The sequence below is a fragment of the Roseicyclus mahoneyensis genome, from assembly GCF_003148775.1.
GTDB classification, from domain to species: domain Bacteria; phylum Pseudomonadota; class Alphaproteobacteria; order Rhodobacterales; family Rhodobacteraceae; genus Roseicyclus; species Roseicyclus mahoneyensis.
This window is the reverse complement of the sequence record NZ_QGGW01000006.1, coordinates 175,173-200,730: the sequence shown is the minus strand read 5'-3', so window position 1 is coordinate 200,730 and position 25,558 is coordinate 175,173. Positions and strand designations below refer to the sequence as shown.

The 25,558-nt window shown below is 65.5% G+C and carries 23 protein-coding genes; 12 read left to right on the top strand and 11 right to left on the bottom strand.

Annotation, left to right across the window (positions count from 1 at the left end):
* Positions 1-8: 8 nt before the first annotated feature.
* The 8 genes from C7455_RS13470 to hslO form a co-directional block, all read right to left on the bottom strand.
* Positions 9-1,241, bottom strand: coding sequence for a class I SAM-dependent RNA methyltransferase (locus tag C7455_RS13470; RefSeq protein ID WP_109669055.1), 1,233 nt, complete (start codon positions 1,239-1,241; stop codon positions 9-11).
* Positions 1,238-1,660, bottom strand: coding sequence for a VOC family protein (locus C7455_RS13465; protein ID WP_109669053.1), 423 nt, complete (start codon positions 1,658-1,660; stop codon positions 1,238-1,240). The genes C7455_RS13470 and C7455_RS13465 overlap by 4 nt, the downstream gene beginning before the upstream one ends.
* 54 nt (positions 1,661-1,714) lie before the next feature.
* Positions 1,715-3,577: an ABC transporter ATP-binding protein gene (locus C7455_RS13460; RefSeq protein ID WP_109669051.1), complete on the bottom strand. Its 1,863-nt coding sequence runs from the start codon at positions 3,575-3,577 to the stop codon at positions 1,715-1,717.
* Positions 3,574-5,427, bottom strand: a complete 1,854-nt coding sequence (locus tag C7455_RS13455; RefSeq protein WP_109669049.1) for an ABC transporter ATP-binding protein — start codon at positions 5,425-5,427, stop codon at positions 3,574-3,576. The genes C7455_RS13460 and C7455_RS13455 overlap by 4 nt, the downstream gene beginning before the upstream one ends.
* 40 nt (positions 5,428-5,467) lie before the next feature.
* Complete coding sequence (locus C7455_RS20610; protein WP_281269415.1) at positions 5,468-5,596, bottom strand: hypothetical protein; 129 nt, start codon at positions 5,594-5,596, stop codon at positions 5,468-5,470.
* A 92-nt stretch (positions 5,597-5,688) separates the two neighbouring features.
* Positions 5,689-6,840, bottom strand: a complete 1,152-nt coding sequence (locus C7455_RS13450; protein ID WP_109669047.1) for a CCA tRNA nucleotidyltransferase — start codon at positions 6,838-6,840, stop codon at positions 5,689-5,691.
* A complete protein-coding gene (locus C7455_RS13445; RefSeq protein ID WP_109669045.1) occupies positions 6,837-7,430 on the bottom strand; it encodes a CoA pyrophosphatase in 594 nt (197 codons plus the stop codon). The genes C7455_RS13450 and C7455_RS13445 overlap by 4 nt, the downstream gene beginning before the upstream one ends.
* Positions 7,414-8,430, bottom strand: coding sequence for an Hsp33 family molecular chaperone HslO (hslO, locus tag C7455_RS13440; protein ID WP_109669181.1), 1,017 nt, complete (start codon positions 8,428-8,430; stop codon positions 7,414-7,416). The genes C7455_RS13445 and hslO overlap by 17 nt, the downstream gene beginning before the upstream one ends.
* A 147-nt stretch (positions 8,431-8,577) precedes the next feature.
* Between hslO and C7455_RS13435 the strand changes: the two genes are divergently transcribed.
* Entirely contained in the window at positions 8,578-9,828 is a 1,251-nt protein-coding gene (locus tag C7455_RS13435; protein WP_109669043.1) for a glycosyltransferase family 4 protein, read from the top strand.
* A 7-nt stretch (positions 9,829-9,835) separates the two neighbouring features.
* On the opposite strand, the gene C7455_RS13430 is transcribed toward C7455_RS13435, so the two are convergent.
* A complete protein-coding gene (locus C7455_RS13430) occupies positions 9,836-10,927 on the bottom strand; it encodes a polysaccharide biosynthesis/export family protein (RefSeq protein ID WP_245904328.1) in 1,092 nt (363 codons plus the stop codon).
* A 249-nt stretch (positions 10,928-11,176) separates the two neighbouring features.
* Here C7455_RS13430 and galE point away from each other — a divergent pair, with 249 nt between their 5' ends.
* From galE to C7455_RS13415, 3 genes are read left to right on the top strand one after another with little or no spacing between them, the layout of a single operon-like run.
* Complete coding sequence (galE, locus tag C7455_RS13425; protein WP_109669180.1) at positions 11,177-12,190, top strand: UDP-glucose 4-epimerase GalE; 1,014 nt, start codon at positions 11,177-11,179, stop codon at positions 12,188-12,190.
* The gene (locus tag C7455_RS13420) at positions 12,187-13,203 is read left to right on the top strand and encodes an NAD-dependent epimerase/dehydratase family protein (RefSeq protein ID WP_109669040.1); all 1,017 of its coding nucleotides are present in this window, start codon (positions 12,187-12,189) and stop codon (positions 13,201-13,203) included. The genes galE and C7455_RS13420 overlap by 4 nt, the downstream gene beginning before the upstream one ends.
* A gap of 1 nt (position 13,204) precedes the next feature.
* On the top strand, positions 13,205-13,600 hold the full coding sequence (locus tag C7455_RS13415) for a (R)-mandelonitrile lyase (RefSeq protein WP_109669038.1): 396 nt from the start codon (positions 13,205-13,207) through the stop codon (positions 13,598-13,600).
* Positions 13,601-13,606: 6 nt separating this feature from the next.
* On the opposite strand, the gene C7455_RS13410 is transcribed toward C7455_RS13415, so the two are convergent.
* Positions 13,607-14,572, bottom strand: a complete 966-nt coding sequence (locus C7455_RS13410; protein WP_109669036.1) for a KpsF/GutQ family sugar-phosphate isomerase — start codon at positions 14,570-14,572, stop codon at positions 13,607-13,609.
* A gap of 96 nt (positions 14,573-14,668) precedes the next feature.
* Between C7455_RS13410 and C7455_RS13405 the strand changes: the two genes are divergently transcribed.
* Positions 14,669-15,118 carry an NUDIX hydrolase gene (locus tag C7455_RS13405; protein ID WP_109669035.1) on the top strand — a complete coding sequence of 150 codons (450 nt, stop codon included), beginning with the start codon at positions 14,669-14,671 and terminating at the stop codon, positions 15,116-15,118.
* Here C7455_RS13405 and C7455_RS13400 read toward each other — a convergent pair.
* On the bottom strand, positions 15,115-16,038 hold the full coding sequence (locus tag C7455_RS13400; RefSeq protein ID WP_109669033.1) for a ribokinase: 924 nt from the start codon (positions 16,036-16,038) through the stop codon (positions 15,115-15,117). The two genes, C7455_RS13405 and C7455_RS13400, sit on opposite strands and share 4 nt — an antisense overlap.
* 128 nt (positions 16,039-16,166) lie before the next feature.
* On the opposite strand from C7455_RS13400, the gene C7455_RS13395 reads away from it, so the two are divergent.
* The 7 genes from C7455_RS13395 (at position 16,167) to C7455_RS13365 (ending at position 25,548) form a co-directional block, all read left to right on the top strand.
* The gene (locus C7455_RS13395) at positions 16,167-17,681 is read left to right on the top strand and encodes a class I adenylate-forming enzyme family protein (RefSeq protein WP_109669031.1); all 1,515 of its coding nucleotides are present in this window, start codon (positions 16,167-16,169) and stop codon (positions 17,679-17,681) included.
* A gap of 152 nt (positions 17,682-17,833) precedes the next feature.
* The gene (locus tag C7455_RS13390; RefSeq protein ID WP_109669029.1) at positions 17,834-18,649 is read left to right on the top strand and encodes a S49 family peptidase; all 816 of its coding nucleotides are present in this window, start codon (positions 17,834-17,836) and stop codon (positions 18,647-18,649) included.
* Positions 18,646-18,840: a hypothetical protein gene (locus tag C7455_RS13385; protein ID WP_109669028.1), complete on the top strand. Its 195-nt coding sequence runs from the start codon at positions 18,646-18,648 to the stop codon at positions 18,838-18,840. Before C7455_RS13390 ends, C7455_RS13385 begins: the two co-directional genes overlap by 4 nt.
* Positions 18,841-18,847: 7 nt before the next feature.
* Positions 18,848-19,804: a calcium/sodium antiporter gene (locus tag C7455_RS13380; RefSeq protein ID WP_109669178.1), complete on the top strand. Its 957-nt coding sequence runs from the start codon at positions 18,848-18,850 to the stop codon at positions 19,802-19,804.
* Between the two features lie 11 nt (positions 19,805-19,815).
* Positions 19,816-20,592: an SDR family oxidoreductase gene (locus C7455_RS13375; RefSeq protein ID WP_109669026.1), complete on the top strand. Its 777-nt coding sequence runs from the start codon at positions 19,816-19,818 to the stop codon at positions 20,590-20,592.
* 300 nt (positions 20,593-20,892) lie between these two features.
* A complete protein-coding gene (gene uvrC / locus C7455_RS13370; RefSeq protein WP_109669024.1) occupies positions 20,893-22,761 on the top strand; it encodes an excinuclease ABC subunit UvrC in 1,869 nt (622 codons plus the stop codon).
* Positions 22,762-23,217: 456 nt separating this feature from the next.
* Complete coding sequence (locus tag C7455_RS13365; protein WP_109669022.1) at positions 23,218-25,548, top strand: calcium-binding protein; 2,331 nt, start codon at positions 23,218-23,220, stop codon at positions 25,546-25,548.
* Positions 25,549-25,558 lie beyond the last annotated feature (10 nt).

The window sequence follows — 25,558 nt, the reverse complement described above, 5'->3', positions numbered from 1 at the left end:
GCCCTCGGTCAGTTTCCGCTCAGATGGGGCAGCGACAGGCTGGCTGCAAGCTCCACATGCGGGGACCAGCGAAATTGGTCGACCGGTTGCACCCAATTCAGGCGGTAGCCTGCCTGCACGAGCAGCGCGGCGTCACGGGCGAAGGTCACGGGGTTGCATGACACCGTGGCGATGCGGGCGACCTGTGCCTCGGCCAGTGCGCGGGTCTGCGCCTCGGCCCCTGCGCGCGGCGGGTCGATGACGATGCCGTCGAAGCGCGCCAGCTCCTCGGGCAACAGCGGGCGGCGGAACAGGTCGCGCGTCTCGGCGGTCACGGATTTGAGACCTTGCGCATGTCGGGCGGCCAGCAACAGGGCGCCGGTCAGGGTCTCGTCGCCTTCGACGGCGTGCACAGGGGTGTGGGTTGCCAAGGGCAGGGCGAAGGTGCCGCAGCCGGCGAATAGGTCGGCGATGCGGGTCGAACCCTCCAGCGCCGCGGTCACGGCAGCACGCAGGGCGGCTTCGCCCTCGGGCGTGGCCTGTAGGAAGGCCCCGGGGGGCGGGGCGATCGTGACCGGACCGAACCGGAGGGTCGGAGCATGGTCGGCATAGACAGGCTCGTCGCCCCATGTCAGCCGCGCGATCTTGTCCCGGAACCGCGGCAGGGTTGCCTGCAGAGGTCCGTCCAGCGGCTTGCCGCCCGTCACCGCGCAATCCACGCCTGTGTCAGTCAGGGTCAGCGCAAAGGACAGCGTGGCCGAGCGGGAGCCGCCGATCTGCGTGATCTCTGCCAACGTGGGGATCAGTGCGACCAGCGCGGGCGCCAGCACATGACATTCGGTCAGCGGTACGATCACATCGGACCGCCGCCCGTGAAACCCCACCAGCGCACCCTTTTTGGTCCGCCGCCCGGCCAGCGTCGCCCGCCGCCGCGACCGGGGGGGCGAGGTCAGGGTCGGGCGGATGTCGGTCGCAAGGTCATGGGCCGCCAGCGCCGTCTCGATGACCTGCGCTTTCCATGCGGCCACAAATGGATCGGCCGCATGCATCAGGGAACACCCCCCGCAGCTCCGGTAATGCGCGCACGGCGCGCGGACCCGGTCGGACGACGGCGTGACGATCCGCGGTGTCTCCATCCGGTCGCCCTCGACCACGCCCTCGACCAGTTCGCCGGGCAGAGTCAGGGGTACGAAGACCGGGCCCGGCGCGATGCCGTCACCTTGATGGCCGAGGCGGTGGATGGTCAGTTGCGTATCGGTCATGCGCTGGGAACCGCCGGGGAAAAGGCGTAGCCTTCGGGGGACAGGATCGTGCCTTCGCGCAGGCCGTGCGGCTTGTCGGTGGCGGTTTCCAGCACCATGTGCCCCGCGGCTTGCGCGCATGCAATGGCCGCGTCTGGGTCGATGCCGAAAAGGTAGATCTGCACGCCCCCGCCGCGCGGCGGGTTTTCCGGGATCAGGCCGGGCAAGGGGTGGCGCGCAAAGCTCGTGTCGGAGTGAAGCTGTAGCATCATCGCCCCATGGCGCAGGATTGCGAAATCGTCGGACAGGCGATGCGCCGACAGGCCGAAGACCCCGGACAGAAACGCCGCAAGTGCCCGCACATCACGCGTCAGCAGGTTCAGTCCGATGCCCGACAGGCTAAGACCCAGCGTGTCGGCGGAAACGGTTTCAAGATCCATGGCGCCCTCCCTTATGTCAGGAAAGCTGCCCTATCCCGAACTGCTTGGCCAGCCTCATTCAGCGGCGTCGGACAGGCCGATGAACCCGCCCGACTGCCGGTTCCAGTAGCGCGCATAGAGCCCGCCATTGGTCAGCAGGCTGTCATGTGTCCCGTCCTCGACGATGCGGCCCTGATCGAGCACCACGATCCGGTCCATCGCCGACAGGGTCGACAGGCGGTGGGCGATGGCGATGACGGTCTTGCCCTCCATCACGTCAAGCAGCGTGTCCTGTATCGCCGCCTCGACCTCTGAATCCAGCGCCGATGTCGCCTCGTCCAGCACCAGCACCGGCGCATCCTTAAGGAAGGCGCGGGCCAATGCGATGCGCTGCCTCTGCCCACCCGACAGCTTGACCCCGCGTTCGCCAAGATACGCGCCGTAGCCGCGCCGACCGCGGTGATCGATCAGTTTCTCGATGAACTCATGGGATTCGGCCCGCTTCGCCGCCGCATAGACCTCCTCCTCGGACGCGGCAGGGCGACCGTAGAGGATATTGTCAAAGGCCGAGCGGTTGAACATCGCGGTGTCTTGCGTGACCATCGCGATCTGGCGGCGCAGGCTGTCTTGCTTGATCGTGCGCACGTCGATGCCGTCCAGCGTGACGCGCCCCTGCTCGGTGTCGTAAAGCCTGAGCAGTAGCGCCACGAGGGTCGATTTGCCCGCACCTGACGCACCGACGATCCCGACCTTCTGACCGGGTTCCACCACGAGATCGATCCCGTCCACCCCGCCACCGGTTTCGCGGCCATAGGCGAAGCTGACGCCTTCAAAGGCGATCCGACCGGTCGAGGATGGCAGGTCCACCGCGCCTTTCGCATCGGTCAGGTCATGAGGCGGGGTGAGCGTGCGCATCCCGTCCTCGATCTCGCCGACGTTGGCGTAGATGCCCATCAGCGTGAAACTGACCCAGCCGGTCATCTGCGCGATCCGCATCGACACGGCGCCGGTCGCCGCGATCTCGCCTGCGGTGACCGTGCCCACCTGCCACAGCGCGACCGCCCCGAGCACCAGCGCCACGGGCAGAATGCCCGCCGTCGCCATCAGTGCGAAGCGGAAGCCGGTGGACAGATACCCGAAGTCGAGCGCGGCGTTGCGGTAGCCTTTCATGGCCTCGATGGCGGTCTCGTCCTCGTATTCGACATGGCCGAACAGCTTGACGGTCTTGATGTTGGTGATCGTGTCGACGATCTGGCCCGTCACATTCGCGCGCGCCGCCGCCCGTGTCTTGGACAGCACCCGGATGCGCGGCATGAACCAGCCGATCATCCACGCATAGCCAGCCGTCCAGACCAGCAGCATCAATCCGATGCGCCAGTCGATGGCCACCAGCATCACCACGGCTCCGACCAGTGTTGCGATGGCAAAGGCACCGGCGTTGATCACCTCGGTCACGACGTTCACGAGCGCGGTTGCCGTCTGCATCTGCTTTTGCGCGATCCGCCCGGCGAAGTCGTTGTCGAAAAAGCTGACAGCATGGCCCATAGACCAGCGGTGCAGGCGGGACTGGATCAGGGGCGCAAGGTTCGGGGGCAGCACGATGCCGTTGAAGGCCGCCGAGGCGCCGAAAAAGAAGGGGCGAAAGATCAGGTAGAAGCCGACATAGACGCCGATGAGCAGGGCGTGGTCGGCAAAGAAGGCCTCGGGCCCGGCGGTCAGCGCCGCGTCGATGACCACACCCAAGAGCCAGGCCGAGGCCACCTCCATCGCGCCGGCGATGGCGGAAAAGGCCGTGGCGACCCAGATCACCGGCCATGTCCCAGCCAGACACCAGCGCAGGAACGGCCAGAGCGCGCGGGGCGGCGCCCCTTCGGCAGGGGCGAAGCCGTCGATCAAATCGGCCAGCCACAGCAGGATCGGGCGGAACATGGTCGTCATTCCGCCGCCTCCGTTTCCGCGTCCGTGCCGATGAACCCGCCCGATTGCCGCGCCCAGAACCCGGCGTAAAGCCCGCCCTGCGCCAAAAGGTCGGCATGCGTGCCCTCTTCGGCGATATGACCGGCATCCAGCACCACGATGCGGTCCATCTGGGCGATGGTGGACAGCCGGTGGGCGATGGCGATCACGGTCTTGCCCTGCATGACGTTGTAGAGCGTGTCCTGGATCGCGGCCTCGACCTCGCTATCGAGCGCGCTGGTGGCCTCGTCCAGCACGAGGATGGGGGCGTCTTTCAAGATCACGCGGGCAAGCGTCACGCGCTGGCGTTGACCACCCGAGAGTTTCACCCCGCGCTCGCCCACATGGGCGTCATAGCCGCGGCGGCCCTGCGGGTCCTCGAGGGTGAGGATGAACTCATGCGCCTCGGCCCGCATTGCGGCGGCGATCATCTGGTCGTCGGTGGCGTCAGGGCGGCCGTAAAGGATGTTGTCGCGCACGGAGCGGTGCAGCAGGCTCGAGTCCTGTTGCACCATCCCGATCTCAAGGCGGAGGCTGTCTTGGGTGACGGTGCGGATATCCTGTCCGTCGATCAAGATGCGCCCATCCTCCACGTCGTAGAAGCGCAGGAGCAGCTTGACGAGGGTGGATTTGCCCGCGCCCGAGCGCCCGATCAGGCCCAGTTTCTCACCGGGTCGGACCGTCAGCGACAACCGGTCCAGCCCGCCCGCGCCGCGCCCGTAATGGTGGCTGACATCGTCGAACGTGACGGTGCCGCGGTCCATGACCAGCGGTTTGGCGCCGGGCGCATCGGTGAGGCGGAGGGGGTCGGTGATCGTCTCCATGCCCTCGGTCACGACGCCGAGCGAGCGGAACAGCGTGGAGACCGCCCACATGATCCAGCCGGTCATGGCGTTGAGCCGGAGCGTCAGCGCCGTGGCGGCGGCAACCGCACCCACCGAGGCGACACCGGTCGACCAGAGCCAGATCGCCCAGCCGACGACGGCCACGATCAGGAAGCCGTTGAGCGCTGTCAGCGCCACATCCATGATCGTGAACAGCCGCATCTCGCGGGCGAAGGTGTCGCGGGTCTGTTCGATGGCGTCTTTCGCGTAGTCGATCTCGCGGTCGTGGTGGGCGAAAAGCTTGACGGAATGGATGTTGGTGTAGCTGTCCACGACCCGGCCCGTGGTCATCGAGCGTGCATCGGCGCTGGCCTTGGAGGCGGGGCCGACGCGCGCGATGGTCCAGCGCAGGAGCACACCGTAAAGTGCGAACCAGACCAGCAGCGGGATCGCCAGGCGCGGGTCGGAGCCGGTCAGCAAGATGGCCGCGCCGATCAGGTAGGCGAGCGAGAAGGTGATCGCGTCGAAGATCTGGAAGATCGCGTCGCCCGCGCTGGTGGGGGTCTGCATGATGCGGTTGGCGATGCGGCCGGCGAAATCGTTTTCGAACCAGCCGACCGATTGGCGCAGCACCTGCCGATGCGCGCGCCAGCGGATCAGCGCGCCGAATTGCGGCAGGATGGCGTTGTTCAGGAGTGCGACCGACAGGCCCTGCAAAAGCGGGCGCAGCGTCAGGATGAAAATGGCGGCGGCGATCAGTTCCCAGCCATGGGCGGCGAGGATGGCGGCGGGATCGCCGCCCGACAACAGATCGACGACGCGGCCCATGTACCAGATCAGCCCGATCTCGATCACCGCGACGACGACCGACATCAGGGCCGTGATGGCGAAGACGGGCTTGAAGGGTTGAGAATAGGACCACAGGAACGGCCACAGCCGGCGCGGAGGCGCGTCGGTTTCAGGATAGGCCGCATAGGGATCGACCAGGTTTTCGAAAAAGCGGAACATCGGGGGCTCACAGTCCTGAGGCCGACATATAGTCCGGTGTTCAGGCAAAGACCATGACCGCCGACGCCACCGCCAGCGCGATGGCCCAGACCTTGGCATCGTCCCAATGGTACAGCATCGCCTCAAGGACGGTGAGGGCGCGCGCGGGGTGCGGCGCCCGGATTGTCAAGCAGGGCCGCGTGTCGGACGCTTGGGACGCCTCCGGCGGGCGTGTTTCTGAAACGAAGAAGGGCGGCGGTGCGCGTTAACCTTGTTGCAGGGTTAACGGGGCTGCGCCAGAAGGTCCTGACGGGTCAGGGTGAAATCCGATGCGATCCAGCGCGCCTCGAGGCTCTTGAGGGTCGCCCCTAGGGCCGGGCCCTGCAGGTCCGGCATGAGGTCGGCAGGCTTGACCGGAAAGACCGCTCCGGCACCCCGGACGATCGGGTCGCGCAGGGCGGGATCGGGCAGGGTTTCGAACTGCGCCGCGCGCAGCACCACGATGTCCCACGCCGTTCTGGCGCCGTGGGCGTAGGCCAGTGCGCCGGGCGGAACGGCGGAGGCCATGCCCTGACGCAAGCTTGCCAGACGGTCGCGTTCGGCTTTGGACAGGCGCAGGCGGTCTGGCACGTCATCGCCCCCCAAAGCGGCAAGGCGGCGGATCGGATCGGGCGCCGTATCCTCGAAGGCGACCAGAATGGGAACAAGGCGTGCATCGGCCCCCGGCAGGGTCTGCGCCAGCACGCCAGACTGGGCCATGGCAGCCACCGCGGGGGCGGGATCGGGGGCGGCGAGGAGTTTGAGCATCTCGGCGCCAACGCGCTCGCGCGACAGTCTGGCGATGCCGTCGGACAGGGCGGCGCAGGCGGCGAGCCCTTCGGCGTCGATTCCGCCTGCAGGGTCGGCGTACCATGCGTGGAAGCGGAAGAAGCGCAGGATGCGCAGGTAGTCTTCTGCGATTCGGTCAGCAGGTTGGCCGATGAAGCGCAAGCGGCGCGCCGCGAGGTCGGCGAGGCCCTCGCCATTGGGATCGAGGACGGTGCCATCGGCAGTTGCGTAAAGCGCGTTGATGGTGAAGTCACGGCGCGCGGCATCTTCCTCCAGACGGTCGGTGAAGGCGATGGTGGCCCGCCTGCCGTCGGTGGTCAGGTCGCGGCGCAGTGTCGTGATCTCGTAGGGGCGATGCGCCGACACCAGCGTGACGGTGCCATGATCAATGCCCGTAGGCACCGCCTTGATCCCTGCCGCCTTGGCTGCGGCCATCACGCCGCCCGGGTGGGCGTCGGTTGTGATGTCGATGTCGCGGACCTCCGTGCCGATCAACCCGTTGCGCACACAACCACCCACGAACCACGCATGATGGCCTGCGTCGGCGAGTGCGCCCATCACCGCCTGTGTGCCCGGGTCGATCATCCAGTCCGCAACGAGCTTCATGCCGTCACCCTGTCAGCCAGCGCCTTGAGCATGCGCGCAGTGGCGCCCCACGTGTAGTAGGGGCCGAAGGGCACGACATAGTAGCGGCGCCAGACCCCGCGCCAGCGCCGCCGCTCGATCCGATAGCGCGCCGGGTCGAGCAAAATGGGCAGAGGCACGCGGAAGACCTCGGCGACCTCGCCGGGTTCGGCTGTGGCGGCAAACTCTCGCTCGATCCGGGCAAGGATGGGGGTGATGGTGTAGCCGGTCACGGTCTCGTGGCTTGGCAGGTCGGTCAGCACGGTCACTTGGGCAGGGTCGAGGCCGATTTCCTCCTGCGCCTCGCGCAGGGCGGCGGCGGTCGGGTCCGCATCGCCGGGGTCGATCTTGCCGCCGGGAAAGGCGATCTGGCCGGGATGGTGCTTCAGATGCGAGGCGCGTTTGGTCAAGATCACCTCGTTACCGATCACACCGATGAGCACGGCGGCCGGTATCAGCACGCGCCCCTCGGGCAAGAAGGCATCGCGGTTCAGGTCATAGTCTGACGAAGGTCGTTGCGGCACCCGGTCCAGCGCCGCAAGCAACCGGTCGAGGTCAGTCGGCCCGGTCATCGCCCCCCTCCGGCGGAAGCTCGGCCTCGAAGCCCAACGATTTGGGGTCGAAGTCGTAATGCGCGCCGCAGAACTGGCAATCGGCGGTGACGCGGCCATCCTCGGTCGTCATGTGGCCGATGTCGCGCGCCGAATAGATCGACAAGGTGTTGCGCACCCGCTCGGCCGAACAGGTGCAGCCGAACTGCACCGGCAGGGCGTCATAGACGCGCGGGCCTTCCTCGTGGAACAGGCGCAGCAAAAGGTCGGTGGGGCCGATCGTGGGGCCGATCAACTCCAGTTCGTCGACGGTGTCGAGCAAGATGTTGGCGCGGTTCCAGTTCTCGCCCTCGTCCGCGTCAAGTAGGTCGGTGGCGGCGAGCAGGCCGTTCTCGCCCGATCCACCCTCGCCGCCCGCCATCAGCGGTGACGCCTTGGGCATATGTTGCAGCATCACGCCGCCCGCGCGCCAGCGCGCCGCCTGTCCCGGTTCTCGGCTGAGGCCATAGCTGAGCTGGAACCGCGTGGGGAGTTGTTCGGATTGCGCGAAATAGGCCTCGGCGCATGCCGACAGCGAGCCACCCGCCAAGGGTGTGATGCCCTGATACGGCGTGGTGCCCGCGCCCTGGTCGATCAGGATGGCGAAATAGCCCTTGCCGATCTGGCTGAAGGGGTGGCTGCCCGATACGAGCCGATCCTTGTCATAACCGGCATAGGCGCGGATGCGGGCGGGCGTGTCGGTGTCGGCGGGCGCGAAGAAATCGGTGGCGATCAGCCGGATCGGCCCATCGCCGCGCACCTGAAGCGAGAGCTTCCAGCGCAGCTTCATCGTCTGGCCGATCAGCGCGGTCAACAGCGCGGCCTCGGCCACCATCGCCTCCACTTCGGGCGGGTAGTCATGCTGTTCCAGCACCTGGTCGAGCGTGTGGTCAAGCCGTGCCACCCGGCCGCGGATGTCGGACAGGTCCAGCTGGAACGGCAAAACCGTGTCGTCCCATGCGATCTTGGTCGTCAGGGTCATGTTGGTCATCCTGAATTGCGGATTTTGGGTTTCATATAGGGGCGCGGTCTGCAATCCCAAATGCGCCCGCAAATCCACCATGGCTTGCCCGCCGCGCCGTCATCGTCGACACTGCCGGCAAACGACGGCAGATCGGACAGCAGGCAGATGAACATCCTTTTCGTGCACCAGAATTTCCCGGGCCAGTACCGCGAACTGTTCAAGTGGCTGGTGGCGCAGGGCGGGCACAAGATCGTGTTCCTTACCCAGCGCAAGGGTGTGCCGCAAATCGAAGGGGCGCATATCGTGACCTATGCGCCGCATCACGTCCCGGCGGACGCCGCCTATGCGCCGACCAAATACTGGGAGGAATGCGTCGGCAACGGATTGGGCGCAGGGTTTGCGGCGCAAAAACTGGCGGCCGATGGATTTCGCCCCGATGTGATCCTTGGCCATGTCGGGTGGGGGGAGCTGACCTTTTTCAAACAGGTCTGGCCAGATGCGCCGATCATCGGGTTTTTCGAGTACTACTTCCTCGCGAACGGCGGATCGATCGGTTTTGACCCGGAATTTCCGGCCTCGGAGCATGCGCCGTTCCTGATGCATGCGCGCAACGCAGTGAATTTCGCCAATATCCAGACCGTCGATCTGGGCCAGTCGCCCACATTGTTCCAGCGCGATACTTTCCCGGCCAGTTTTCAAGACAAAATCTATGTCGAACATGACGGCATCCGGACCGACCGGCTGGTGCCCAACCCCACGGCCTCTGTGCCCCTGGGCCGGTTGGGCAGGTCTGTCACGCGGCAAGACGAGATCTTCACCTACATGGCACGCAACATGGAACCGACGCGGGGGTTTCACAAGTTCATGCGTGCGCTGCCCCATATCCTTGCCGCAAGGCCCAACGCCCGCGCGCTGATCATCGGCGGCAACGAGGTCTCCTATGGCAAGGCCAGTCCCGAAAAGGGCGGCTACCGCGCCGAGATGGAGCGTGAGGTGGGTGACCGCGTGGATTGGAACCGCGTGCATTTCCTGGGCAAGGTGCCCTATGCCGCGTATCAGAAGATCATTCAGGTCAGCCGTTGCCACATCTACCTGACCGTGCCCTTCGTCCTGTCGTGGTCGAGCATGGAGGCGATGTCGATGGGGGCCACGATCGTCGCCTCGGACACGGCTCCGGTGCGCGAGGTGATGACGCATGGCGAAACCGCCATGCTGGTCGATTTCCACGATCACGAGGCGCTGGCCCGGCAGGTGATCGAAGTGCTGGAGCGCCCCGGCGATGTCGCACATCTGGGGCGCAACGCGCGGGCGCACATGGTCGAGCGTTACGATTTCATGACGCGATGCCTGCCCGCCCATGTGGCACGGATCAACAGCCTTGTCCCGCGCACCATGGCAATTTCCCCGCCAAGCTGAGCGTTTGTCAGTCAGCGAGGTTCGAGGTCTGGTTCGCAAGCCCGAAGACCGATCCGATCAGGCCAAAGATCGTCTGGGCCGACGTGATCGGGCTTTCGGTGACAAGCACCAGATCATCGCCGTGAAGGTGAAAGTTCCGCGCGCTGAACAGACCGTCCGCCGAAATCAGGTCAAGCGTGAAGACCACCCGCGATTGGGTCGGGCCGCGCCCGTCCGTGCGCACCGCGCTGGTCGGATACTCGCGCAAGATCAAGATGCCGCCCGGATTGCCCCTGCGGCTGTCGACGCCGCCGATGATCGCCATTGCGTCCAGTGCCGTCACCGTGTCTTGGGTGAACGCGTGCTGGTTTTGTTGGCCCGCGGCACCCAGCGACAGGAACCGGCGCCGGTCTTCCTCGACGATGACCTGATCGCCGCCGATCAGCAGAGTGTCGAGGCCGGGGTTGTCGTACAGCCGTTCGACCGACGTGCCGTATATATTGCCGCCCCTGCGCAGACGAATCTGCGGATTGGCGAGGCCGGCTTGAACTCCGCCTCCCGCTGCCAGCAGATTCAGCACTGTATAATTTCGGTCGGGCAGTGGGTAGGCTCCGGGCGCGGACACGCCGCCTACCAGATCGACGGAATTGGTGCGCCCTTCGACCAGCGTCAGCTGCACCTGCGCCGAGGGCACGACCATGTCGATCTCGTCTTGCAGATGTTCGCGGGCCAGCTGCAGTGTCAGGCCCGAAACCTGCGTGTTGCCGACATAGGGCACGAAAACCGACCCATCGGGCGCCACGGTCAGCGCCTGGATCTGGACCTGTCGCTGTCCGTTCGAGGACAGGAGCGAGTTTTCGTTGCTGTCCCAGATGGTGATTTCCAGCACATCGCCCGGCGCGATCACTTGTGTCCGCGCTCCGCCGCTGGCCGGAATCCAGTTCAGCCGCCGCTCACCGGTCTGCGGCCAGTCGGCAAGTTGTGCCAGAAGCGCACGGTCGACGGGATAGACGGCGAAATCGGCGATCTCGCCCTGGGCGACGGCGACGATCTCTCGCTCTACGGCAGCACCGCGCGGCAGCTGCTCGCAGCCCGCAAGCGCCATCGCAGCCGCAAGCATGAGGCCGAAGCCTCTTGATGGTGCACAGAACATCCAACCCCCAGGTCTGACGCATGTCTTGTTGGCGCCACGATAAGGCCCCGGATGACGCGGTCAATCTCGCACGGTCAGATTGCGCGAAACCGCGCGACTTCTTTGGCATGCGTGTCGGATCGGTCATGCTTTCGCATGGCGCGTGGGGCAACAGGGGTTGCATCGCCGCCGCGAAGCGTGATTGCGTCGCCACGATCAAAGGCGATGTGGCGTATCATGACCAGACGTGTACTCTTGACGGGCGGTGCCGGCTACATCGGGTCCCACACCTATGTGGCGCTGGTCGAGGCAGGCTACGACGTGCTGATTCTCGACAATTTCAGCAATGCGCGCCGCTCGGTGCGCGAACGGTTGGCCCGGATCACGGGGCGGCCTGTCACCATCGTCGAAGGCGACATCCGCGACGGCGCTGCATTGGCCCGGGTGTTTGGCGAACACGCGATCGACGCAGTGGTGCATTTCGCGGCGCTCAAGGCCGTGGGTGAGAGCATGGCGCGTCCGCTGGACTATTTCGACGTGAATGTCGGGGGGCTGACCGCGCTGTTGCGCGCGATGGACGGGGCGGGGTGCAGACGGCTGGTGTTCTCGTCTTCGGCTACGGTCTACGGTGTGCCCGACGTGACACCGACACCGGAAACAGCGCCCTTCAGGGCGATGAACCCGTATGGGCAGACCAAGATACTTGGTGAGCAGATGCTGGACTGGCTGGGGCGGTCGAACCCAGACTGGGCCGTCGGAGTGTTGCGGTACTTCAACCCGGCGGGCGCGCATGCCTCGGCCCTGATCGGTGAGGATCCGCACGACATTCCCAACAACCTCATGCCCTTCGTCGCCAAGGTAGCCCGGGGCGAGCTGGACCGGATCGCCGTCTTCGGCAATGACTATGATACGCCCGACGGGACTGGCGTGCGCGACTACATCCATGTCGAGGATCTGGCGCGTGGGCATGTGCTGTCGCTGGAAAAGCTGTTCGAGACCGGGCAGGGCCATTGCGTGAACCTTGGGACAGGCACGGGCCATTCGGTGCTGGAGGTGATCGCCGCCTACAAGCGAGCCTGCAACCGCGATCTGCCCTACACGATTGCCGAGCGCCGCCCGGGCGACGTGCCGACCGTTGTCGCCAGCGCCGACAAGGCCGCCGAGGTGCTGGGCTTTCGCACCGAGAAGACGCTGGACGAGATGTGCGCCAGTTCGTGGCGCTGGGTTTGCACCACCGAGGGTGACGCATGACACGGACGGCCCTCGTCACCGGATCGGCGGGCTTCATCGGCTACCATCTTTGTGCCCGGCTTTTGGCCGATGGCTGGCAGGTGATCGGCGTCGATGCGATGACCGATTACTATGATGTGCGCCTCAAGGAGCGGCGGCAGGCGATGCTGCTGCAAAACGCCGGCTTTCGCGTGGTCAACGACCGGATCGAGGCGCCGGGACTGCTGCATCGCCTGATGGACGATGTGCGGCCCGACGCAGTCATCCACCTCGCCGCCCAGGCGGGCGTGCGCTATTCGATCGACAACCCCGAAAGCTATGTCGAGGCGAACATTCTTGGCACTTTCCGCCTGCTCGAGGCGATGCGGGCCTTTCCGCCCGCTCACAGCCTTCTGGCCTCCACCTCCAGCGTTTATGGCGCGAACACCGATCTGCCTTACGCGGAAACGGCCAAGGCCGACACGCAGATGTCCTTTTACGCGGCCACCAAGAAGGCCAACGAGGCGATGGCGCACAGCTACGCCCATCTCTATGACCTGCCGACCACGATGTTCCGCTTCTTCACCGTCTACGGACCATGGGGACGGCCCGACATGGCGCTGTTCAAGTTCACCAAGGCGATCCTCGAGGGGCGGCCTATCGACGTCTACAACCACGGCGACATGCGGCGCGACTTTACCTATGTGGACGATCTGGTGCAGGGTATCATGGGCCTGATCGACGCGGTGCCCATCCGGCCAGAATCGCCCGAGGCAATCCTGCCGGGCGACAGCCTCAGCCCGGTCGCGCCCTGGCGGGTCGTGAATATCGGCAATTCCGACAGCGTGCCGCTGACCGACTTCATCGCCGCCATCGAGGCCGCGACGGGTCGAAAGGCGCAGCGCAATCTCATGGACATGCAACCGGGCGATGTGCCCGCAACCTGGGCCGATGCAGCGCTTCTGATGCGCCTGACCGGCTATCGTCCACAGACACGGGTGGCCGATGGCGTGACCCGCTTTGTCGAGTGGTATCGCACTTATTACGAGGTCTGAGATGAAACTGATCCCAAAGGCCGAGATCCCCACCGGCCCCGCCCCTGCCGCCTATTTCACCGGCGCCGTGATCATCGAACGGTTGCACGAATCCACGCCGCCCTCCCGCGCGGCGTCGGTGCGAGTGCATTTCCCGCCCGGCGCGCGCACCGCTTGGCATACGCATCCGCTGGGCCAGTTGCTGATCGTGACCGACGGCGAGGGTTGGGCCCAGACCGAGGGACAGCCGCGGCTGGTGCTCAGGCCGGGCGACGTGGTCTGGATCACGCCTGGCGAACGGCATTGGCACGGGGCGACGGCAGCGGCCGCAATGACCCATATCGCGGTGCAAGAAGCGGTCGATGGCGCCGCCGCCGACTGGCAAGAGCCTGTGAGTGACTCTGATTACCTCGGCTGACCGCCGTCAGGCGAGGCCCGCGCGCAGGCAATCGTGGATGTGCAGCAGGCCAACGGGCCGCATCGCAGCGTCTACCGCGAACAGCGCCGTGATGCGGTTGGCCGACATCACCGCCATCGCCTCGGCCGCCAGATCCTCGGGCGCGATGACACGGGGGCTGCGCGTGGCGACCTGACCGGCGGTCCGGTCCATCAGATGGGCGATGTTGCGCCTGAGGTCGCCATCCGAAATGACGCCCACCAGCCTGTCGTCCTGCACCACGCCCGCGATGCCAAAGCTCTTCTCGCTCATCACGATCAGCGCCTCGGGCATCGGCATGTCGGCGGCCACCAAGGGCAGCGCGTCGCCCTTGTGCATCAGCTGCGCCACCTTGGACAGCTGCGCGCCCAGCTTGCCGCCGGGGTGAAAGGTGCGGAACTGTTCAGGCAGGAACCCGCGCCGTTCCATCGTGGCGACCGCCAGCGCATCGCCCAAGGCAAGCGTCAGAGTGGTCGAGGTGGTGGGCGCCATGCCGATCACGCAGGCCTCGGGCGCCTGCGGCAGGACAAGCCGGTAATTGGCGGCCTGCATCAGCGTGCTGTCGGCCCGGCCGGATATCGCCACCATCGGAATGGCAAAGCGGGCCACATGGGCGACCATGTCGCGCAATTCCGCCGTCTCGCCGGAATTGGAGATCAGGATCGTCAGATCGCCCGGCATGACCATGCCAAGGTCGCCATGGCTCGCCTCGGCAGGATGGACAAAGGCCGAGGGCGTGCCGGTCGAGGCGAAGGTCGAACTGATCTTGCGCGCCACATGTCCCGATTTGCCGATGCCTGACAGGATCACGCGGCCCTTGGTGGCCAGAATCGCCTCGACGGCAGGGACGAAATCCTCGGGCAGGGCGTCGGCCATGGCGGTCACGGCCTCTCCCTCGGTGCGCAGGACACGGGCGGCGGTGGCGCGGATGGCGGCAATCTGGTCGTCGGTCATGACATCCCCCTAGCGCAAGGGGCGGGACTTGGCGAGAGGGGGGATTTCGCGGCGCGCGCGCCTCTGTCACAAGGAAGCACCTCAGTGGAGTGCCCCATGAACCGACGTTTCGGAACCCAGCCCGAACCGGGCCGTCCCTACACGCCCCGGCCCGGTGTCTATGCCGTGATCGCGGCGGGCGACGGCATCCTTGCCACCTTTCAGGAGGCCCCGCGCCCGGAACTGCAACTGCCCGGCGGCGGCATCGACCCCGGCGAACAGCCCCTGCGCGCGCTTCACCGCGAGGTGCTTGAAGAAACCGGCTATGCGATCCATTCGCCCCGGCGGCTCGGGATGTTCCACCGCTATACCTACATGCCTGAATACGACCTCTTCGCGCAAAAACAGTGCCACATCTATCTGGCCGAGCTTGGCCCCCGCCGCGGCAACCCGACCGAACCCGGCCACACGGCGGTCTTTTTGCCATGGGATGTAGCGGCCGAGCGTCTGGCCGTGTCGGGCGACCGGCATTTCCTGCGCCAAGTGATGGATCTGCACTGGCGCTAGCGTCCCAGCAGCGCCCCGACCTCGGCGCGCGCGGGCATAGACGCCGCGGTGCCGGGCTTCGTCACCGACAGGGCCGCGACAGCGGTGGCAAAGCGCAGCGCATCATCCAGCGGCTGCCCCTCTGCCAGCGCGGTCGCAAACCCGCCGTTGAACGCATCGCCTGCGCCCGTCGTGTCCACAGCCGGCCCCGCCTGCATCGGGGCCACGCCGCGCGCCCCATCCGCATCCACAACCACCGCGCCCGCGCCGCCCAATGTCACGATCACCGCGCGGCGCACGCCTTGCGCCAGCAACGCCTTTGCCGCCCGTGTCGCCGATGGCATGTCGGTCACGGTGATGCTGGTCAGCGCCTCGGCCTCGGTCTCGTTCGGGGTCAGGTAGTCGCACAGCGCCAGCATGCCGTCGGGCAAGGCCGTCGCAGGGGCGGGGTTGAGGATGGTCACGGCCCCGCCCGCTGCCGCGATCTGCAAGAAGCGCAGGGCCGCCGCCATGGGCTGTTCCAGTTGCGTCATCGCAACCTTCGCAGTTGCGATGGCCACCGCTTCGGCCTCCACATCGCTGACGCTGAGTGCCGCCGCAGCACCCGGGCTGATGACGATGGCGTTCCGGCCTTGGGTTTCCTCGATGAAGATGCCGGCGGCGCCGGTCGCGCGCGCCGCATCGGTGATCGCCATCGACCGCACGCCCGCCTCGGCCCAGACGGCGCGGCCCATCGCCCCGAAGGTGTCATCCCCGATCCGGGTCAAAAACCCCACGTCGCCCCCAGACTTGGCCGCCGCCACCGCCTGATTGGACCCTTTGCCGCCGGGGCCGAGGGTGAAACCCGTACCGATCAGCGTCTCGCCCAGTTTCGGCAGACGGTCGCAGCGAAAGGCGGCATCGGCGACGAAAACGCCAAGGATCACGATGTCTGGGGGCATGGGGCGCGCAGTCTCCGGCAGGGGTGTCGGCCTCCAGCCTACCGGCCCCCAGATCGTCCCGCCAGTGGCCCTTGCGCCAGATGGGATGGCGCGGAAGACTGGGACCCGATCAGGAGGGGGAGCAGCCCATGAACATCGCCCATTGGCTGGAGCGCAGCGCGCAGACAGCGCCCGACAGCCCGGCGCTGATGCGGGGCGGCGTTGTGGTAGAGAGCTATGGCGGCTTTCACGCCCGCGCCGCAGCCCTCGCCGGGGCGCTCATGGGCAGGGGGATCAAGCCGGGCGACAGGGTGGCGATCTTCGCCGGCAATAGCCCCGAGTATCTCATCGCCTTCTACGGCATATGGATGGCGGGCGCCGCCGCCGTTCCGATCAACGCCAAGCTTCACCCCAAGGAAGCGTCGTTCATCATGCAAGACAGCGGCGCGCGGCATGTCTTCGTGGGCGCGGGGCTTGCCCCTGATCTGACCGCCGAGGCCGAACTGCCCGCAACCGTGCTGGAAGCCGACGCCTTCGCCGCGATGACCCGCGGCGCGCCTGCCCCGGTAGCCGACCGCGGGCCAAGCGATCTGGCTTGGCTCTTTTACACCAGCGGCACCACGGGGCGGCCCAAGGGCGTCCGGATCACCCATGGCATGCTGGCCGCGACCTCGCTGTGTTATCCTGTCGACGTGGACCCCATCAGCGCCAAGGATGCCGCCCTTTACGCCGCCCCGATGAGCCATGGCGCGGGCATCTACGCGCCCATCCATGTGCGAATGGGCGCGCGTCACATCGTGCCGCCCTCGGGCGGGTTCGACGCGGGCGAGGTGCTGGACCTGTCCGCCGCCCATGGCCCGACCTCGATGTTCCTCGCGCCCACCATGGTCCGCCGCCTGACCGACGCTGCCAAAGCCAGCGGCATGCGCGGCGACGGCATCCGCACCATCGTCTATGGAGGCGGCCCGATGTATCGCGCCGATATCGAGGAGGCGGTGGATTGGTTCGGCCCGAAATTCGTGCAGATCTACGGGCAAGGCGAATGCCCCATGGCGATCACGGCCCTGTCGCGCGCCGATGTGGCAGACCGCGCCCACCCGCGCTGGGCAGCGCGCCTCGCTTCGGTCGGTCGCGCGCAAAGCCTTGTCGAGGTTGCAATAGGGGACGCTCAAGGTGCCACGCTGCCTGCGGGCGAGATCGGCGAGATCATGGTGCGCGGCGCCCCCGTCATGCCGGGCTACTGGCAGAACCCGCAGGCGACGGCGAAAACCCTCAAGGATGGCTGGCTGATGACCGGCGACATGGGGCATCTGGACCCCGACGGCTACCTGACGCTGGCCGATCGGTCCAAGGATGTGATCATCTCGGGCGGCAGCAACATCTACCCCCGCGAGGTGGAAGAGGTGCTGCTGACCCATCCGTCCGTCCACGAGGTATCCGTCGTCGGTCGCCCTTCGGCCGAATGGGGCGAAGAGGTGGTAGCCTTCGTCGTGCCCGCCCCCGGGGTGACGGTCGATCCGACGGCGCTCGACGCCCATTGCCTGAACCAGATCGCCCGGTTCAAGCGGCCCAAGGCCTATGTGACGGTGCAAGGCCTTCCCAAGAACAACTACGGCAAGATCCTCAAGACCGAATTGCGTCGCCGTCTGCAGGACGCGCCCTGACGCCAGCTTCTTCGTTTCGCAAATATCCCGGGGGGAGACGCCGCAGGCGGCGGGGGGCAGCGCCCCCCTGATCCGGTTCCGCCCGGGCACAATCGCTGCCAAACGCGTGCCGCGCCTTGTTCCGTCCCAAGACGCACTCTACATCGCATCGCATGAAGCGCTTCATTCCGTTCATCGCCAAGGACCCCGTGGTTTCGGTCGTCACGCTGTCGGGCGTCATCGCGGCCTCAAACCGCAGCGGCACGCTCAGTGACAGCGCGCTCGCCCCCGCGATCGAACGGGCCTTTGCCAAGGGCAAACCGGCAGCCGTGGCGCTGGTGCTGAATTCGCCCGGCGGCAGCCCCGCGCAATCCTCGCTCATCGCGGGGCGTATCCGGCGGCTGGCCGATGAGAAAAAGATCCCCGTCCACGCCTTCGTGGAGGATGTGGCGGCCTCGGGCGGTTATTGGCTGGCCTGCGCCGCCGATGACATCTGGATCGACGCCAGTTCTGTCGTTGGCTCCATCGGCGTGATCTCGGCGGGCTTCGGTCTGCACGAGGCGATCGCCCGGATCGGCGTGGAGCGGCGCGTCTACACCTCGGGCAAGGACAAATCGATGCTCGACCCGTTCCGCCCCGAACGCGCCGAGGATGTGGAACGGCTCAAGGGCATCCACAGGCAGATCCACGAGGCTTTCATCGCCCATGTGAAAGCCCGGCGCGGTGCGCGGCTGGTGGGCGGTGACGACCTGTTCACCGGCGAATTCTGGGTCGGTCAGCGCGGTGTCGATCTGGGGCTTGCCGATGGCCTCGGCCATATCGTCCCCAAGCTCAAGGAGCTTTATGGCGACAAGGTGCGGTTTCAGCGCTTTGGCCCCCGACGCGGATTGTTCCAGCGTTTCGGCGCCAGCCTATCGGCCGAACTGACCGGTGGGATCGAGGCCAGCATCGAGGATCGTGCCCTTTGGTCACGGTATGGTCTCACGTGATGCTCAAGATCGTCAGCCTGTTCCTGATCTTCATGGTTGTGCTGGCGATGTTCGGCCGGTTGCGGTGGCCCCGGATCGGAGGCAAGGGCGACCGGGCTGGCGGCTTGCCCAAGCCGCGGCTTTGCCCGGACTGTGGACGCTACAACCTGCGCGGCGGCCCATGCCGCCATTGCCACAAGGGACAAGGCTGACACCGTGATCCTTGAATTCGTCTATGCCGGCCTTGGACTGATCGTTCTTCTGCTGGCCGGCGACACCCTTGTGAAAGGGGCTGTGAATCTCAGCCTGCGGCTGGGTATTCCGGCGCTGATCGTCAGCCTGACGGTGGTGGCTTTCGGCACTTCGGCGCCAGAGTTGCTGATTTCCATCAAGGCGGTTCTTGACGGAGTTCCGGGGCTGGCGCTGGGCAATGTGATCGGGTCGAACACGGCCAATGTGCTGCTCATCCTTGGGATTCCGGCAATGATCTTTGGGATCGCGGCGGGCAGCGATACCAGCCGCAGTTTCCTGATCATGATCGCAGGCACGCTGCTGTTCATCGTGCTGGGGTTCCTTGGGCCCTATCATTGGTGGTCGGGCCTGATCCTCGTAGGGGCGCTTGCGCTGATCTTGATCGACAGCGCGCGGGCCGCGCAGGCGCATCGCCGCGCCGCAAACGGCGCCCCGGCCCCCGAGGAAGAGGAGGTGCTGGAAGAGGCCGACCCCGACATGCCGTGGTGGAAGATCGCGCTCTATCTGGTGCTGGGTCTGATCGGCCTGCCCCTTGGTGCGGACCTGCTGGTCGACAGTTCCATCGTGATCGCGCAAGCCTATGGCGTCAGCGAGACGGTCATCGGCCTGACGCTGGTGGCCGTCGGCACGTCGCTTCCGGAACTGGCCACGACCGTGATGGCGGCCTTGCGCAAGCATTCCGACGTAGCGATGGGCAATGTCATCGGGTCCAACATGTTCAACCTCTTGGGCATCATCGGCGTCGCGTCGCTGGTCGGACCCATCCCGGTCGATCCGGCGCTGTTGCGGCTGGACGTCTGGGTGATGCTGGCGGCCTCGCTGGTGCTGGCACCTTTCGTTTTCCTGCGCTGGTCGATGGGGCGGCTGGTTGGCGTGATCTTCACGTCGCTCTATGTCGCCTATCTCGTGATGCTGCTGGCATAAGGGGCGGGGTGATGACGGCATTGGTAACGGGCGCGGCGCGGCGTCTGGGGCGGGCGATGGCGCTGGAGCTGGCCCGTGCAGGGCAAGACGTGGCGATCCACTATTCCGGCAGCGCCGATGACGCCGCGCAGGTGGCGGCCGAGGTGCGCGCCATGGGCCGCCGCGCCGCGATGCTGCGGGCAGACCTGACCGTGGAGGCAGAGATGCAGGCGCTGGTGCCGCGCGCGGCCGAAGCGCTGGGTGCGCCGATCGTGGTGCTGGTCAACAACGCTTCGATCTTCGAGTATGACAACATGGCCACTGCCACCCGGGACAGCTGGGACCGGCATCTTGAATCGAACCTGCGCGCGCCCTTCGTGTTGACGCAGGCGCTGGCCGCGCAGGTGCCGGACCCGCTGCATGACGAGCGCGGCGAGCCGGTGGCGCAGGGCCTTGTCGTCAACATGATCGACCAGCGCGTTCTGAAGCCAACGCCGGAATTCATGACCTACACCATCGCCAAGATGGCGCTCTGGGCGCTGACCCGCACGTCGGCGCAGGCGCTGGCGCCGCGGGTGCGCGTCAATGCCATCGGCCCTGGCCCGACGCTTCAGGGCGCGCGCCAGTCGGCCGAGCATTTCGCAGGCCAGCGCGCGGCGACGATTCTGCAGCGCGGTTCGGATGCGCAGGGCATCTGCGACGCGCTGCGCTATTTCCTGACGGCGCGGGCGGTCACAGGGCAGTTGATCTGCGTGGACGGTGGCCAGCATCTTGCCTGGCAGACCCCCGATGTGCTGGGCGTCGAGTAAGGCACACCGGCTAGCCAACTTGACTTTTCCACCGGGCCGCGCCGTGTAAAGCTTTTGTTAAATCCGGGTAACATGGGTGTGACTGGCGGATTTTTGCAAAAAAATATTCTGATATAACAGTGCATTACATATGTGCCTAAAAACTGGGCAAACCATAGAACCAGCCCCAGAACAAGGAAAATTTCACCTCGCCCCGAAGTTCTCCGCAAGCTTATCCACAGGTTTGGTGGATACCTGACCTCTTGATCCGGCTCCCGATCCGTTGCAGCGAGTGGGGGAATCGAGAAAGATCCGCCATAGATGCCTGACACGTCCAGAACCAGCCCTGAAACCGGGCACGAGGTGATCCAAGGCTACCTCAAGACGCTCGACAATTCGCCGGGCGTCTACCGTATGCTCGATGAGCAATCGCGCGTTCTTTATGTGGGCAAAGCGCGTGCGCTGAAAAAGAGGGTGGCCAATTACGCCAAGCCCGGCGGCCACAGCCCCCGCATCGCGCGGATGATCCGCGAAACCGCCTCGATGATGTTCCTGACCACGCGCACGGAAACCGAGGCGCTGCTTCTGGAACAAAACCTCATCAAGCAGCTCAAGCCGCGCTACAACGTGCTGCTGCGCGACGACAAGTCGTTTCCCAACATCCTCGTCAGCCGCACCCACGCCTTTCCGCAGATCAAGAAGCATCGCGGCGCCAAGACGGAGAAAGGCGAATATTTCGGGCCCTTCGCCAGTGCGGGCGCGGTCAACCGCACGCTCAACCAGTTGCAGCGGGTGTTCTTGCTGCGCAATTGCACCGACGCGACCTTTGAATCCCGCACGCGGCCGTGCCTGCTCTACCAGATCAAGCGCTGTTCCGCGCCCTGCACCGGCTACATTACCTCCGCCGATTACGCGGCCTCCGTCTCCGACGCGATGCGCTTTCTCAAGGGTGACAGCACCGAATTGCAGGAACAGCTTGCCCGTCAGATGGCCGCCGCCTCCGAGGCGATGGAATTCGAACGCGCCGCGGCGCTGCGCGACCGGATCCGGGCGCTGACCAATGTGCAATCAGCCCAAGGCATCAACCCGCGCGGCGTGCGCGAGGCCGATGTGATCGCGCTCCATATGGAGGGTGGGCAGGCTTGCGTGCAGGTCTTCTTCATCCGCGCCAACCAGAATTGGGGCAACAAGGATTATTACCCCCGCATAGGCCCCGACATCGACGAGCCCGAGGTGCTGGAGGCGTTTCTGGGCCAGTTCTACGACCAGCAGGACCCGCCGCCGCAGATCATCCTGAGCCATCAGATCGAGAATGCCGACCTGATGATCGACGCGCTGAGCCAAAAGCTGGGCCGCAAGGTCGAGCTTCTCGTGCCCCAGCGCGGCGAAAAGGCCGAGTTGATCGACGGGGCCATGCGCAATGCCCGGGAAAGCCTGGCCCGACGCATGGCCGAAGGGCAGGCGCAGTCCAAGCTTCTGGCCGGGCTGGCCGACGCCTTTGATCTGGATGCCGCCCCGCGCCGGGTGGAGATCTATGACAACTCGCACATTCAGGGCGCGCATGCGGTTGGTGCGATGGTGGTGGCGGGGACCGACGGCTTCTTGAAATCGCAATACCGCAAGTTCAACATCCGGGGCGACGACCTGACCCCCGGCGACGATTTCGGCATGATGAAAGAGGTGCTGACCCGCCGCTTCCAGCGCCTGATCAAGGAAGACCCGGATCGGGAGAGCGAGGCCTGGCCCGACCTGCTGCTGATCGACGGCGGCGCCGGGCAGGTGTCGGCGGTGAAACAGATCATGGACGATCTGGGCATCGACGATGTGCCCTTCATCGGTGTCGCTAAGGGGATCGACCGCGACCTCGGCAAGGAGGAATTCCACCGCCCCGGCCAGCCGGTCATGGCGCTACAACGCAATGACCCGGTTCTCTATTTCATTCAGCGCCTGCGCGACGAGGCGCACCGCTTTGCTATTGGCGCGCACCGCGCCAAACGGTCGAAAGCCGTCAGCGCCACACCGCTCGACGACATCGCGGGCGTGGGCGCCACCCGCAAGCGCGCGCTTCTGGCCCATTTCGGCAGCGCCAAGGCCGTCAGCCGCGCCAACCTGTCGGATCTGACTGCGGTCGACGGGATCAACGAGGGGCTGGCCCAAAAGATCTACGACCACTTCCACGCCCGCGGCTGAGCGTCCGGCGATAAGGACGCGGCCGCCCCGAAGGCGCAGGCCCGCCCGGTTTGGGGGGGCCTTCTTGGCCAATCCACTCTTGCTTCGATCCTCCGTTACAATGCGCTGATGACGCGTGGGTCACTGCGCGATCGCAACACCCAAATCCTCCAAGCGATATGTATCGATAGATATTAATCGATCTTAGTCGACGCTGTCCGAAACGTTTCCCGACCTGACCTGACCTGATCCGCCCGGCATAATTCCGGTGTGCGACCGGCGTGCGTCTTGCGGAGCCTTGGTCCTGCCAATCCGAGATTGGCACAGCCTTTGCAGTCCATCCCCCGAGTTCGACCCTCGGCCTGACAGGCCCGGTTGCCACATGGTCCCCCGTTTTCGGGGCGGCAGGCAGGCAAACGGCGCCCGTGCAGCCCGGATCGAACTGCGCGTGAAACGTATCGCCAGAAGGGCACGACAATGGAATTGGCAATTCATAATCTCAGTCTGAAGAACTGGGCACCCAGCGGCGAGCATGTTTCGTCGACCTTGTTCCAGACCAATGTCGTGCAGACATCCAACACCGGATCGCCTTGGTTCGCCAACAGTGCCGACAATCCGCTCGGTGTACCGACCGAAGGAACGCAGACCGCGCTGGATCACTTCGGCATCGAGATGGTCCGCTTTCCGGGTGGGGAAACCAATGCCGTGTTTTCCAAAGGCATGATGATCGACGGTGCCTTGTCGCAAAACGTCGTCAACATGCTGACCTTTGCGATCAAGGAGGGTATCGCCGTCAACATGGTGGTTCCTGTGGAGACCCCTGCCGGGTTCAGCCGCGCCGCCTTCCTCGACCAGATGACGCAATTCGCCACCGCGCTGGAGACGGAGTTTCCGGGCGTCGTGCGCGCCTTCGAGCTTGGCAATGAGTACTGGGGCGGCCGGGTCGCCTTCGACAGTTCGCTGGAATTCGAATATGGCATGAACGCCGGTGAGGTCGCCGTTGCCCTGTCCGCCGGGATGCAGGTGGCAGGCTATGACGCGCAGGTGTTCTTGCAGGCCGCAGGCAATCTGCGCGGCAGTTTCGGCAATGACCTCGACAAGGCCAATGGCGATATTCAAGCCGGGTTCGATCGGGTGAACGGCGCCAAGGATGCGCTCGACGGCATCATCCGCAACTTCTACTGGCGCGATGCCGATCTGGACGGGTTCGACAACAGTTCGGGCATCTTCGCCGAGGACCGCGGCCTTGGGCAGAACCTGGATGGTGGCAAGAACAACTGGGAAGACTGGATTGGCCGCGACCTCGTGAAGATGGTTGGTGAATACAACATCAACAAGAACATCGCGCTGGGCGAGAAGGGTGTCGACATCGGTATCCACGGTGCTTCCTACATGTTGGAACATGTGGCCAACATGGTCGAGGCCGGGGTGGATCAGGCCTTTCTCTGGCCGATCACCCACAACACGCAAAACGCCCTGCTGTTTCGCGACGAGCAGGTGACGACCCAGACGGTGCACGGGTTGGAGATTTCCACGAACACGACCCGTGGCGCGATGATCGACCTGCTGCGCCAGACGGTGTCATCCCATGAGCTTGTCACGACCGACTGGTCCATCTCATCCGACCTGAAAAGCCCCTCGAACAGCGTCGAGGTCACCTTGTTCGAAGGCGAGGCCGGGGTCACTGCCAGCGGTCTGAACGAGCAGATCGCCTTCCTCTCGTCGCGGTCGGCGGAAACCATGCTGCTGGAGGTCGACCTGTCGGGCTTCGTGACGGAGTTTGACCAGTTGCGCGTGACGTCGATCTTTTACGAGGAAGCGGGCGGGAACATGCGGGACGCCATCGTATCCGAGATCACGCCGACCCGGATCGGGGATGACGCCGTATTCAGGATCCCGCTGCGGCCATTTGAAGTGATGCAGTTCATCTTTTCGTCCGAGCCGGCCGAAGAAGCGGTGCAAGTCGCCGCTGCTGCCATGACTATCGCGGTACTTCCGATCGAGGAACCGAGCCTGCCCGAGCTGCCGTCGACCCCCGAATTGCAGACGACCCCCGAGCTGCCAACTGCCCCCGGGCCGTTGACCACCCTGCAGCCGCTGCGTTTGCGCGGCACCGATCAGTCCGAAACGCTTTTGGGTGGACAGGGCGATGACGTGATCTTTGCGCTTGCTGGCAACGATCACATTGCCGCAGGCGCGGGGAATGATTTCGTGCGCGGTGGCGCCGGGCATGACCGGATCGAGGGCGGGCGTGGGGCGGATACTTTGTTCGGCGATCTGGGCCGGGACACGCTGCTGGGCGGCGCGCAAGGTGACTACCTCGATGGCGGCTATGGTGATGACGTCTTGAATGGCGGGTCGGGCAACGACACCCTGATCGGAGGTTTCGGAGCCGACCGTTTCGTGCACAGCGATTTTGACCGCGGCTTCGACATCATTCTCGATTTCGAGGTCGGTATCGACACGCTGAGCTTCGAAGGTACCGACCTTACCGGTCCTGAGGATCTGCGTCTGATCAGCTACACCCACGACACCAAGCCCTCGACGCTGATCCGGTTTCTCGACGCGGATGGTGCGGTCGACAAGTCGCTCGGCGGGATCGTCCTGAGCGGGGTCAAACCGTCCGATCTGGATCCCAAGAGCTTCGAGTTTCCTCCGGTCGAAGCCCCGATCCCCGAAGCCAGCGCCGTGTTGGAAGGGTTCGAGCATTTCCCCGAACTTCACTCTCTCCTGCTGGCCTACAAGGGCGAGCCGCAAGAGGTTCAAGAGGAGGATCTGGACGAGGATGCCTTTGCGCTGGCGGTTTGATCTATTCCCT

Excerpts from the sequence above, each read along its gene's own strand:
- hslO (WP_109669181.1), bottom strand. The coding sequence starts at position 8,430 with ATGACCCTGACGACCAAGATCGCATGGGACGACACGGTTTTGCCGTTC.
- C7455_RS13375 (WP_109669026.1), top strand. The coding sequence starts at position 19,816 with ATGACGGCATTGGTAACGGGCGCGGCGCGGCGTCTGGGGCGGGCGATG.
- C7455_RS13460 (WP_109669051.1), bottom strand. The coding sequence starts at position 3,577 with ATGACGACCATGTTCCGCCCGATCCTGCTGTGGCTGGCCGATTTGATC.
- uvrC (WP_109669024.1), top strand. The coding sequence starts at position 20,893 with ATGCCTGACACGTCCAGAACCAGCCCTGAAACCGGGCACGAGGTGATC.
- C7455_RS13410 (WP_109669036.1), bottom strand. The coding sequence starts at position 14,572 with ATGACCGACGACCAGATTGCCGCCATCCGCGCCACCGCCGCCCGTGTC.
- C7455_RS13450 (WP_109669047.1), bottom strand. The coding sequence starts at position 6,840 with ATGAAGCTCGTTGCGGACTGGATGATCGACCCGGGCACACAGGCGGTG.
- C7455_RS13455 (WP_109669049.1), bottom strand. The coding sequence starts at position 5,427 with ATGTTCCGCTTTTTCGAAAACCTGGTCGATCCCTATGCGGCCTATCCT.
- galE (WP_109669180.1), top strand. The coding sequence starts at position 11,177 with ATGACCAGACGTGTACTCTTGACGGGCGGTGCCGGCTACATCGGGTCC.
- C7455_RS13420 (WP_109669040.1), top strand. The coding sequence starts at position 12,187 with ATGACACGGACGGCCCTCGTCACCGGATCGGCGGGCTTCATCGGCTAC.
- C7455_RS13430 (WP_245904328.1), bottom strand. The coding sequence starts at position 10,927 with ATGCTTGCGGCTGCGATGGCGCTTGCGGGCTGCGAGCAGCTGCCGCGC.
- C7455_RS13445 (WP_109669045.1), bottom strand. The coding sequence starts at position 7,430 with ATGACCGGGCCGACTGACCTCGACCGGTTGCTTGCGGCGCTGGACCGG.
- C7455_RS13365 (WP_109669022.1), top strand. The coding sequence starts at position 23,218 with ATGGAATTGGCAATTCATAATCTCAGTCTGAAGAACTGGGCACCCAGC.
- C7455_RS13415 (WP_109669038.1), top strand. The coding sequence starts at position 13,205 with ATGAAACTGATCCCAAAGGCCGAGATCCCCACCGGCCCCGCCCCTGCC.
- C7455_RS13470 (WP_109669055.1), bottom strand. The coding sequence starts at position 1,241 with ATGACCGATACGCAACTGACCATCCACCGCCTCGGCCATCAAGGTGAC.
- C7455_RS13390 (WP_109669029.1), top strand. The coding sequence starts at position 17,834 with ATGAAGCGCTTCATTCCGTTCATCGCCAAGGACCCCGTGGTTTCGGTC.
- C7455_RS13400 (WP_109669033.1), bottom strand. The coding sequence starts at position 16,038 with ATGCCCCCAGACATCGTGATCCTTGGCGTTTTCGTCGCCGATGCCGCC.
- C7455_RS13395 (WP_109669031.1), top strand. The coding sequence starts at position 16,167 with ATGAACATCGCCCATTGGCTGGAGCGCAGCGCGCAGACAGCGCCCGAC.
- C7455_RS13435 (WP_109669043.1), top strand. The coding sequence starts at position 8,578 with ATGAACATCCTTTTCGTGCACCAGAATTTCCCGGGCCAGTACCGCGAA.
- C7455_RS13465 (WP_109669053.1), bottom strand. The coding sequence starts at position 1,660 with ATGGATCTTGAAACCGTTTCCGCCGACACGCTGGGTCTTAGCCTGTCG.
- C7455_RS13405 (WP_109669035.1), top strand. The coding sequence starts at position 14,669 with ATGAACCGACGTTTCGGAACCCAGCCCGAACCGGGCCGTCCCTACACG.